13 protein-coding genes are annotated in these 9,934 nt (G+C 36.0%); 1 reads left to right on the top strand and 12 read right to left on the bottom strand.

The window, feature by feature from the left end; genetic code table 11:
- Nucleotides 1-496 precede the first annotated feature (496 nt).
- A complete protein-coding gene (locus E4U82_RS18685; protein WP_135111762.1) occupies nt 497-1,486 on the bottom strand; it encodes an SDR family oxidoreductase in 990 nt (329 codons plus the stop codon).
- 251 nt (nt 1,487-1,737) lie between these two features.
- On the opposite strand from E4U82_RS18685, the gene E4U82_RS18690 reads away from it, so the two are divergent.
- Nucleotides 1,738-2,871 carry a zinc-dependent alcohol dehydrogenase gene (locus tag E4U82_RS18690; RefSeq protein ID WP_135111763.1) on the top strand — a complete coding sequence of 378 codons (1,134 nt, stop codon included), beginning with the start codon at nt 1,738-1,740 and terminating at the stop codon, nt 2,869-2,871.
- Nucleotides 2,872-3,109: 238 nt separating this feature from the next.
- On the opposite strand, the gene E4U82_RS18695 is transcribed toward E4U82_RS18690, so the two are convergent.
- The 11 genes from E4U82_RS18695 to E4U82_RS18745 all read right to left on the bottom strand — a co-directional run bounded on the left by E4U82_RS18695 (nt 3,110) and on the right by E4U82_RS18745 (nt 8,879).
- A complete protein-coding gene (locus E4U82_RS18695; RefSeq protein WP_135111764.1) occupies nt 3,110-3,634 on the bottom strand; it encodes a DinB family protein in 525 nt (174 codons plus the stop codon).
- Between the two features lie 223 nt (nt 3,635-3,857).
- Nucleotides 3,858-4,403 (bottom strand): GNAT family N-acetyltransferase, encoded by a 546-nt coding sequence (locus tag E4U82_RS18700; RefSeq protein ID WP_280689751.1) that lies wholly within the window; start codon nt 4,401-4,403, stop codon nt 3,858-3,860.
- Nucleotides 4,404-4,704: 301 nt separating this feature from the next.
- Nucleotides 4,705-5,424 (bottom strand): tubby C-terminal domain-like protein, encoded by a 720-nt coding sequence (locus E4U82_RS18705; RefSeq protein WP_135111766.1) that lies wholly within the window; start codon nt 5,422-5,424, stop codon nt 4,705-4,707.
- A gap of 432 nt (nt 5,425-5,856) precedes the next feature.
- Nucleotides 5,857-6,051, bottom strand: a complete 195-nt coding sequence (locus tag E4U82_RS18710) for a glycine zipper domain-containing protein (RefSeq protein WP_135111767.1) — start codon at nt 6,049-6,051, stop codon at nt 5,857-5,859.
- A 132-nt stretch (nt 6,052-6,183) separates the two neighbouring features.
- Nucleotides 6,184-6,486, bottom strand: a complete 303-nt coding sequence (locus E4U82_RS18715) for a hypothetical protein (RefSeq protein WP_209300610.1) — start codon at nt 6,484-6,486, stop codon at nt 6,184-6,186.
- Between the two features lie 95 nt (nt 6,487-6,581).
- Nucleotides 6,582-6,905: a hypothetical protein gene (locus E4U82_RS18720; protein ID WP_135111768.1), complete on the bottom strand. Its 324-nt coding sequence runs from the start codon at nt 6,903-6,905 to the stop codon at nt 6,582-6,584.
- 295 nt (nt 6,906-7,200) lie between these two features.
- Entirely contained in the window at nt 7,201-7,422 is a 222-nt protein-coding gene (locus E4U82_RS18725; RefSeq protein WP_135111769.1) for a TIGR04104 family putative zinc finger protein, read from the bottom strand.
- A 160-nt stretch (nt 7,423-7,582) separates the two neighbouring features.
- Nucleotides 7,583-7,765, bottom strand: a complete 183-nt coding sequence (locus tag E4U82_RS18730; protein ID WP_036578625.1) for a DUF4177 domain-containing protein — start codon at nt 7,763-7,765, stop codon at nt 7,583-7,585.
- A 153-nt stretch (nt 7,766-7,918) separates the two neighbouring features.
- On the bottom strand, nt 7,919-8,104 hold the full coding sequence (locus tag E4U82_RS18735) for a hypothetical protein (RefSeq protein ID WP_019375753.1): 186 nt from the start codon (nt 8,102-8,104) through the stop codon (nt 7,919-7,921).
- Nucleotides 8,105-8,186: 82 nt separating this feature from the next.
- The gene (locus E4U82_RS18740) at nt 8,187-8,456 is read right to left on the bottom strand and encodes a hypothetical protein (RefSeq protein WP_135111770.1); all 270 of its coding nucleotides are present in this window, start codon (nt 8,454-8,456) and stop codon (nt 8,187-8,189) included.
- 102 nt (nt 8,457-8,558) lie between these two features.
- A complete protein-coding gene (locus E4U82_RS18745; protein WP_135110218.1) occupies nt 8,559-8,879 on the bottom strand; it encodes a TIGR04104 family putative zinc finger protein in 321 nt (106 codons plus the stop codon).
- Nucleotides 8,880-9,934: the final 1,055 nt, after the last annotated feature.

Below are 9,934 nucleotides of genomic sequence, written 5' to 3' on the forward strand. Positions count from 1 at the left end.
CAATTATTGATAACCAAATAAGAAAAATGCCAAAATCAGGATGAATTCTTATTAATGCATACATCATTGCAAATAAAAATGGTACTGGAAATATACTTAACAATAAAGACCAGTAGCTTAACCAAGAGTATTGTTTCATTTTAATCACCTCTCAATATTTAACTTTCTGGTAGGCCACTATCCAGCTATCGCGCCCGTTTGTGGCATATTCCTATATTCCTTTTACCATAAAAATACCCTTCAGACAACTTAAATCTAAAGGGTAAAGAGATGCAATTATTTTATAAACGGTTCTATTCAAAGCCTGTTATTATTTAGATTATTGGATAATTCAGCTCGTAACTTGGGTAGCAATAGTATGGTGGTCTCAGTCCTATTTTAGGCATTGGCCAGGAATCCTCCATATAGACCATCTTTACTTTTTCATTTGAATGGTTTACTAGCAATAGCTTTACTTCTGGATTAAATTCATATCTCAAAATGGTACCCCCTTCCATTAGGAATTTGTTGATTCTCCCCCATCAACATGAAGAACTTGACCAGTAACAAAACGAGAATCATCAGAAGCAAGATAGACAAAGGTTGGTGCAAGTTCAAATGGATGGGCAACACGTTCCATTGGATTAAATGCTCCATATACAGCGACTTGGTCTGACGAGAAACTTGCTGGAATAAGTGGGGTCCAAATTCGGCCGGGGGCGACGGCATTGACTCGGACCCCTTGTTTCACGACATTTTTAGCCAAGGCACGTGTCCAACCAACTATTGCGCCTTTTGTAGCCGTATAATCAATCATTTGCTGCTCACCTACATACGTCACCACTGAAGTAGTGCCAATGATTGAGCTGCCTGGTTTTAAATGAGGAAGCGCTGCTCTTGTTGTGTAAAAATGAGAGTATATATTAACTTTGAAGGTGTCATCGAATTGCTCATCTGTAATGTCAAGCAGGCTTAGTTGTTGGAACTGGATACCAACGTGGTTACAAAGAATATCGAGACGTCCAAACGTATTAACTGTTTGTTCTACAATGGAGATACACTGTTGTTTGTCTCGTAAGTCACCAGGCATTAGAAAACAACGTTGTCCGAGTTCTTCAATCCTTGCTTTTGTTCGGTTTGCGTCCTCGTGTTCATCTAAATAAGCGATGGCAACATCAGCGCCTTCTTTAGCGAACGCAATCGCTGCAGCTGCACCAATACCACTGTCACCGCCTGTAATGAGTGCAACCTTTCCACTTAATTTCTCGCTCCCTTTGTAGTTCGGGTTTTCAATAATCGGCCGAGGGACCATAAGTTTCTCGACACCTGGGTGCTGGAGCTGTCGTTGTTCGGGAACACTGATCGGAATTTCTTCGTAACGTGTGATTTTCCCATAGTTAGGGTACATGGGATAAGGTTGAGTTATCATGTTCGCTTTAAACATTTGTTGCATTTGCTTTATTGGGTCTAGTTGATGACTTTGTTCATTTTGGTCCTTTTGATTCATGGAAACCTCCTATAGAAATAATTTTTTCTATAGAATGTTTATGTTGTTCATTACAAATAAAGTATAAAAAATGTGAAAAAAGTTGATTACTTTCAACACAGAAAAGCCCCCGTGATCTTCTAACACAACTCAGTTTGTTTACTTTTTCTTAGGGATTGTAATTAGTTTCAATATTATAGTTTACGCATAATTACTGGTTATTAACAGACTATAATGATGTAAACTTTAATTATTCTGGAGGCTAAATGCTTATGAAAGCAGTAACATACCAAGGAAAAAACTCTATCAGTGTAAAACAAGTAGATGACCCTACTATTCAAGATCGTGAAGATGTCATTGTAAAAATAACTTCTACTGCAATATGTGGTTCCGATTTACATCTTTACAAAGGAAACTTTCCTCTTCCAATTGGTTATGTTATTGGTCATGAACCAATGGGGATTGTGGAAGAAGTTGGACCAGACGTAAACAAAGTGAAAAAAGGAGATCGAGTAGTTATTCCATTTACAGTTGCATGTGGTACATGTCCATATTGCTCTCAACATCTAGAAAGTCAATGTGATAACTCCAACCCTCATTATGATTCAGGTGGACTATTAGGTTACTCGGAAAAGTACGGTAACTATCCTGGTGGACAGGCTGAATATCTTCGAGTTCCATTTGGAAATTACACACCTTTTCTTATTCCTGAAAACTGCGAATTGGAAGATGACCAGTTGCTTTTCTTGTCCGATGTTTTGCCGACAGCGTACTGGAGTGTAGAACATGCAGGTGTTAAAGAGGGAGATACGGTTATTGTTCTAGGTAGTGGACCTGTTGGTTTAATGACGCAGCAATTTGCCTGGAAAAAAGGAGCAAAAAGAGTGATTGCGGTTGATTATTATGACTATCGCTTGCATCATTCCAAAAAAATAAATCACACAGAAACATTTGATTTCACAAAAGATAAAGACATGGGTGAAACGTTAAAAGAACTTACCAAGGGGGGAGCTGATGTAGTCATTGACTGTGTCGGTATGGACGGAAAGAAATCACCATTAGAATTTGTGGAACAAAAACTGAAGTTGCAAGGCGGAACACTTGGACCGATACAAATTGCAACGAAAGCAGTCAAAAAGTGTGGAACCGTACAATTAACAGGTGTTTATGGTGGTCTTTATAATATGTTCCCATTAGGACCTTTCTTTTCAAGGAATGTCACCCTTAGGATGGGACAAGCACCTGCTCGTGGATATATGCCAAAGTTATACGATATGGTTGTCAATAATGAGATTGACCCAACCTCCATTATTACCCATAAACTATCGTTGAATGAAGCGGAACATGGCTATGATATTTTCAATAAACGAGAAGACAATTGTATAAAAGTCATATTAAAGCCATAGGAAAAGTCTAGTATTGTGATGTGCTAGACAACAAAAGGGGATGAGGGGTGACCTTATCCTTTTTACATTGATTGGTTGTTATATTAATTTAGCCAATTATTAAAGTTTAATCCCCACCCCTCTGTCCTAAACAATCTGGCCCAATTCTGGCACAACACTTCTGCGACAATTGCGCCCGATTAAGGAAGATCGTTAAGCCAATCTTATTGAAGAAAATCAACAGTTAGCTGAAGAAGTATTATTTATTAGTATTCTTCAACAATCTCTTAATTGTTCTAATCTGTCCACGGTGGTTAATTTCGTCTTCCATAACATGAAACCATAAATAGTAATTATTATAAGAAACACCATTATTCCACTTTTTCTCCTCAAACAACCAGCTATCCTTCTGCGATTTCAGACATGTTAATGTGTTTTTTCTGACTTGTGATAATTCATCTAAATAATAACCAAGAGACTGTTCTTTTATTACTTCTCTAGCCTTACCTCCAAGTTCTAAAGCTGTTCCCCACTTTAAATATTCATCTTCAATTAAATCTCTTCTTTCAAATGAAATAACCTGATGAACAAACTCAATTGAAGCAATATGTGATAAGAGAGAACCAATGGAATTCGAACTATCATTTGGTAAAAAGTCCAAGTCGCTTTGGCTTATATTAGAAAGTTCATCTAGCGTAACGTCCCTTGTATGTTCAAGCATAGATACAAGCTCCCCAATTTTGTCAGTAAAGTTTTCTTTTGATTTTATTCTATAATCAATCATCAATCTACCTCCATTCAATGCTAAATTAAAGGATACCAATAAAATAGAAAAAATAAAGACTGATAATTCGTAATTAAAAATGGTATAATGAAGTTGAACACACAGAAAAGGGCAACCTGAGTTACCCTTTTTTCTTACAAATCGCCTCCATGATACAGATACTTTTATTCTTCTGGAAAAGAGTCCTTTTCTGGAATAATAGCCAATGTGGTACTGCTTTTCATCATACTTTATTTTCATATGTAACTTGAACAATTTGTTGTTCACCATTCTTCTCAAAAAACTTATAAGTTTCCATTCCGATTTTTGCTGCAACTTTTTGTGAGGGAATATTTTGTAAGGTCGTATACGAAAATATTTTAGGATAGCCTAAAATATTAAATGCATATTCCTTACATGCAAATGCTGCTTCCGTAGCATACCCTTTGTTCCAATACTCTTTAATAATGTGAAACCCGATTTCCGGTAACCTCTCGTCATCTATGTTCTGCATTGTTATTCCACAATCACCGATAAATGTATCCCCTTCTTTTAAAATAACTGCCCATAGCCCATGTTTTTCTTGCTTATAATTTTTCATATTCCATTTGATCCAATTTTTAACCTCTTCTTGGTTAAAAGAATTAGAGTAATATTGCATAGATACTGGGTCGGAAAGCACCTTCGATAATTCCATTTGATCGTCCATTTCCAACTCCCTAAGGTATAATCGTTCCGTCTCGATTATCTTCAAAATGATTCCCCCTAAGCACTTAATTTTCTGTTCCACAACCTGGCCGATAAAGCAAAGCTAGGCACAAGTCTTATTCAATTCTTGCGCCCGATCGTATTACAGTAAAATTTATGTCCAATGGTCTTTTTCCTTGGTGTTAAATTTTGAGACGATTGTCGCCACGAAAAAAGCGAGAGGAAACATCCAAAAGTAATAATCATCCCTGAAAAATGTCCCCTTAGATTGATACCAATTAATTCAAATTCCTAGAATTAACTCAATCCTTTTTTTATAAAAAAGAGCACTTGCCTTATTCGTGATAAGCGCCCGTTCGTATAATTGAACACTGATCCTAATATTATTGACCAAATTCATAGTTAAACAAAATATATACCAAAAATAACATTTCCGAATGATGTTTGTTTTCAGAATCCATAACTAATTGATAAACGGAATTACCTATTCTATTTCCCGTTGCAACAGTATTATCATTGTTGTAAATTTCAGTTTTAGCACCAATGCCAAATGATTTAAATTGATAAGTATTCTGCCCATATTCAAGATATAGATTTTCTTTTAATTTTGCTGAGTTTTTTATTGAATAATCAGTATGAACAGTTCCTACTTCTTTACCGTTATGATAAATAACCCACAGTTTATTTCCGCGAATTTTATTTTCATTTTTTTGTTTAAAAATCACTTGGTCATTATTCAATAACGAAAATGAGAGGTTAAGATACCATTGTCCGGAATTGTCCATCACATCTGCAACAATACGCTTCCACCAACTATTATAACTCCGATGATATGAGCCTATTTGTAATTCATCCTTATACATTTGTTTGGACGTCGTTGAAACTCTGTCTCCTAGCCGAGTAACCATATTATTTTCGCCCTTATCAGGCTGAAAATCACGATCTTTGTTATACTGCCATTTCATAATAAATAATAGCAATACAGAAGCAATAGGAAACATAAGTAATAATAGCAGTTGATTAAGTTCAAATTCTCCCAAAATGATATAACGAAGTGATAGTCCGATAAAACCAGCAATAAATAGTACGATTAATCGACTCAAAATGCTGCATCCCTTTCTAATACTAAGATGATATATTACTAAACATTCCGTCTCTAAGTACGGAATTATTCCTTAATGAGTTTCATTTGCTACATAATTAATTATTCACCTGTAATATAATGCCAAACCGCCATTACTTTCACAATAGTTATTCTACGAAAAACTCCTTCTTTAAAACAGAAATGAACGCTTCTCCTATTAGGAAAAGAGCGCCCAATGATTGAATAGTCCTTTTGTGCTATTAGCTGGTTTAACTGAATTCATTATTTGTTTTTATTTAGTTCCTCAAGTAGTTCGATAATTCTTTTATTTTGACCTACAATTATAACTACACCAATAACAAAAAGTAGTGAAAAAATCCACATATAAATCCCACATTGACAAATCTTATTTCAAATTAGCCCCCGTTAGCTGTACTGATAAGTGTGCTTTTTATTCTTCTTTATTTTCACTTGAGTTAAATACCGTCCCAAATGTTATTCCGAAAACCAAGCCGATACCAGTCCCAATTGCAAGGCTATCAAATACTATTAACCCAACTAATGCTCCTAACGGTAATCCTATTCCAATTCCAATCGCTAAATAATTATCCTCTTTTGATTTTTCATTTTGCTCATATTCGCTCATAATTTACTCCTTACTTTAATAATATTAATTGAATTTTATTCTTTAACAATATGGCCCTATTGGCAAATTGGACGCTATCCTTTATTCCAGATGCGCGCCCGATTGAAGAACAATTGTTATGTCGGAATTGCATCAAGTACTTTTATTTTGTTCGTCCGAAAATTCCTGGTTCTTTTCTTTAATTTCTTTCTTCTGTTTTTGCCACCATCCAGATTTAACGATAATAAAAATAAGACCTATGACCATTAAAATAATACTTAATATATACGGAATCCAACCTGCAATACTATCTAGTGAAGTCGTAATCAAGCCAGGTGGAGCAATACCTGCTGAATTAGATAAAAATAAAGCAATTGCAAGATGCATTATACCAAATAAAATTGTACCTGAAGTAAATAAAACATATCCTGTATTTCTAATTTCTCTCACTTCCATCTAAAATAATAATCTTAAACAATCTGGCCGGATTCGGGCACAACCCTTATTCCAGAAAAGCGCCCTTTTGTTTAATTCGGATTTAACTTTACTTATCAAACTAACCAATAAAATTCTAGTGTTGCTATTCCGAGAACAATAATTGCAGCAACTGATGTCATAGCAAGGTAATTTCTTTTCTCCGTAACTAACATTTCTACAACACGCACTAAGTAAGTTAGACCAAGTGACAGAGTCATCCAGGCAAGTAATAAAGGTGTAGAGTCGCTTGATTGGCTTGGCTCAGATAATACAGGGATTATTACAAATAAAATTTGAAGAGCAAAGTAAAAGGTTAGAAGAGTAAAAAGAGCATCCAAAGATAAAAATAATTTATTTCTTTTTTTGTATCTTTCTCGGATGTTGTCTATAAATTTCATTTAACCCACCCCTAGATTATGCTGATAATTGGCCTAACGCTTATGCGACGACCGTGACCATTTGTGAAAAGTCACTTATTTCTATTTCTTGGTTCTTGACTTTCTTTTACTGTCTTGGCCATGGCTATAAAAATAATTATCGCTAATATAATTAGAAAGATAAATACGGTAAACAAGAAAAAACCTCCCTAAGATTATTTAGGTCTGACTTATCAATCTGGTCCACAAATCAGAAAAGGGTACGAGGCTTATTCTTTTCTCGCGCTCAGTTAATTGAATAGTAATATATTCAACATTATTCAAAAAGGCGTTCATCCTTATTGCTTAATTTAATGCTAAAAAGAAGAAATGGAACGAATATAAGACTTAGATATCCTAGTGTAAATAATTTTTGTGTTTTTATAGAAATATATTGTCTCTCCCCACAGTTAGGGCAGTTTTTGCCGTTCTTTGAGAATCCGAGCGACAAGATTTCTTTGGCTTTCCATTTATAGTTGCAGTTAGTGCATCGTGCCATAAGACCGCCTCCTTTCTTTCTGTTTGCTAAATTTTTAATTTAGTTTCAACCAATTAGTTTAACAATCTGCCACGATTCGAGTGTAAACCTTATGCGACAATCGCGCCCGTTTGCGGTATACCGAAATTCCGTTAATCATTTACAGATAAAACCATTCTCTTTAATGAGTTTCTTTTTCAAAAATAAGTTTTAAATTAGTTGTCCCGCCAGTGGTTGTCGATAGTGGAATAATTGAATGTAATCGCCATCCATCTTTTGCATACGTTTTTATAATATCTTCCTCATTTTCTTTAGGCTTGCCATGCCAGTCATTTTCAATATTAACAAATTCATACTCATACATCTTGAACCATCCTTTCGTTTAATCGAGCTTTCTTACTCTTACGAATTGGCCATATGAAAAGTTTCTTTTATTCCGTTAAATGGCCCGACAATGGCAAGTTGGGCGCTAGTCTTATTCCTGATTAGCGCCCGATTCCATAATATTTATTTTGCGTTAATTATTATCACTTTTTCTAGGGAGTATCTTATCCCCAATCAAGTAACCGATTAATGCAGCTATTGCACCAATAAGGATTGATATGAAAGCATTTATACCCGAAAAAAGGATTTCTTTAATAAAAATGATTATGCCTACAAACAAACCTGTAAATAAAGCCCTATCAATATTTCTTATGTTCATAATGACTCACCTTACCTTAATATTCTAACTTGATTCAGAAGGGATATTATTATTCGGTAACTGCGCCCTATTCTGGCATACTTTACAAACTTGGCTTATGTGATTGTAAAAGCGATAAAAACTTCTTTTTAGCATATGTATATACCGCTGGAATGGAGGTGTTTTCTGTTGCTACTTCATCTTCTAACTGTATATGATTTGTATTTATCTTTCTAACAACAAACATATTGCCTTCATACTCACCTTGACGGAAGTTATCCAATGCAACAAAATCATAAATGAGATGAAATGTTTCGATATCCATCATTTCATCTCTGATAAATTTGTCAAAAACACCTTCATCTTTACTCATCATTTCACCACCTTAACGTATCTAACAATCTGGTCCTTTTCTTCAACATTGGGCGCCAATGCTTGTTTGAGAATCGCGCCCGTTTCTGGAATAACCCTTCTTTCATTCCTTATCTCCAAAAAAGTTTATATATTTCTCTTTGCAACTCAACTCCACTAAGTATGGATATATAAGTAAAATAATAGCAATCAAAACAGGCAACAAACCAAGTGTGCCAGCTAATGATAGATTAAGAAAATTTGGTATCATAATCATCAGGAAAACAACAATGCCCGTTAAAAAGCCACCTTTTGTTTTTGATTTCTGTGTTTGGTATTGTTTTTTTTCGCAGTAAGGACAAACCATCGCTGGATCCAAGGTAGTCGTCTTTTTAACTGTTTGTTTCCAACTCCACTTATTATTGCAATTTTCGCAGGTAGGCACTTTAATCCCTCCTCTCGTAATTCAATAATATGGCCAGTTTCTAGCACAACCTTGTGCGACAAAAGTTAGCAATAGGTAAGCCTTTGAAGTTATCTCCAGCTTTTCCCCTGCTCCACACCAAGGACGTGCTAGTTTCCCAGCATCCGGCGCTCCATCTAACAAGATGTACTATGATGATAAGTTACTCGTTACTTTCAAACAAAGAAGCCACTTCAAAATACCTTTTGTTTAAAAGCTCGCACTGTGTAAAATCACACATTCCTACCCGATCGGTGCGATGCACGCTTGTAAAACCATCCTTCCATTCGCTAGACTTGGGGCTGTTCCTCCACTCCCATTACAGAAGATTCACAGGTCGTACCCCTACCTTCACAAGGATAAATACCTTTCAGCATATGCCTTATAGTACCGTTTCGGATGACAGTCCTTGTTTCAACGTCCCTTGCTTCCCAAGTCCCTTACAACGTAGCTATCCATACTGGACGTAAGTGCTTCCTTTAAGCCTGTGAGCTGGATACCGCCTTTGTTCAGTATAGCGTATTTCAGAGGGCGCATTTTTACTCTACACCACTCACGTCATCGTTGGATGACACATAAGTTTCCCTATGTTTTAACTCTAGACCCGTACATTCGGAAGTTTGTCAGTTCCTTTCCCAAAGAACATTCTCACCATATCCAGTTTTTCAGCCGTGCGGCCTATCCGTTGGCATACCTTCTCTAAAAAAAGAGTGGCTGCAGCCTTCGTTCAGCCGAATCACCTGTGCTTCATACCCCAAAGCCTGTCAGCCTTGACGCATGCAGGATTTGTTGACGGGATGGTTTCAGGAAACATGGTTCCATCATTCCCATCCTCCGTTGTAACGTTGGAATTTAATAAAACTCCCCGCATGTTCACGCTTCAAAGCGTTTATAGCGGAACTTGTCGCGCGCGCCCGTTAATTGAACAACGATTGTATTTCAAAATGCTCTATTAGTGATTTCTTTCTACCTTCGTTGTGCCAATTATGGTATTCATTAAAGATAAGTTTGATATCGTTATTAGCCTTTTCTTCAAC

This window comes from Lentibacillus salicampi, from assembly GCF_004565465.1.
GTDB classification, from domain to species: Bacteria; Bacillota; Bacilli; order Bacillales; family Amphibacillaceae; genus Lentibacillus; species Lentibacillus salicampi.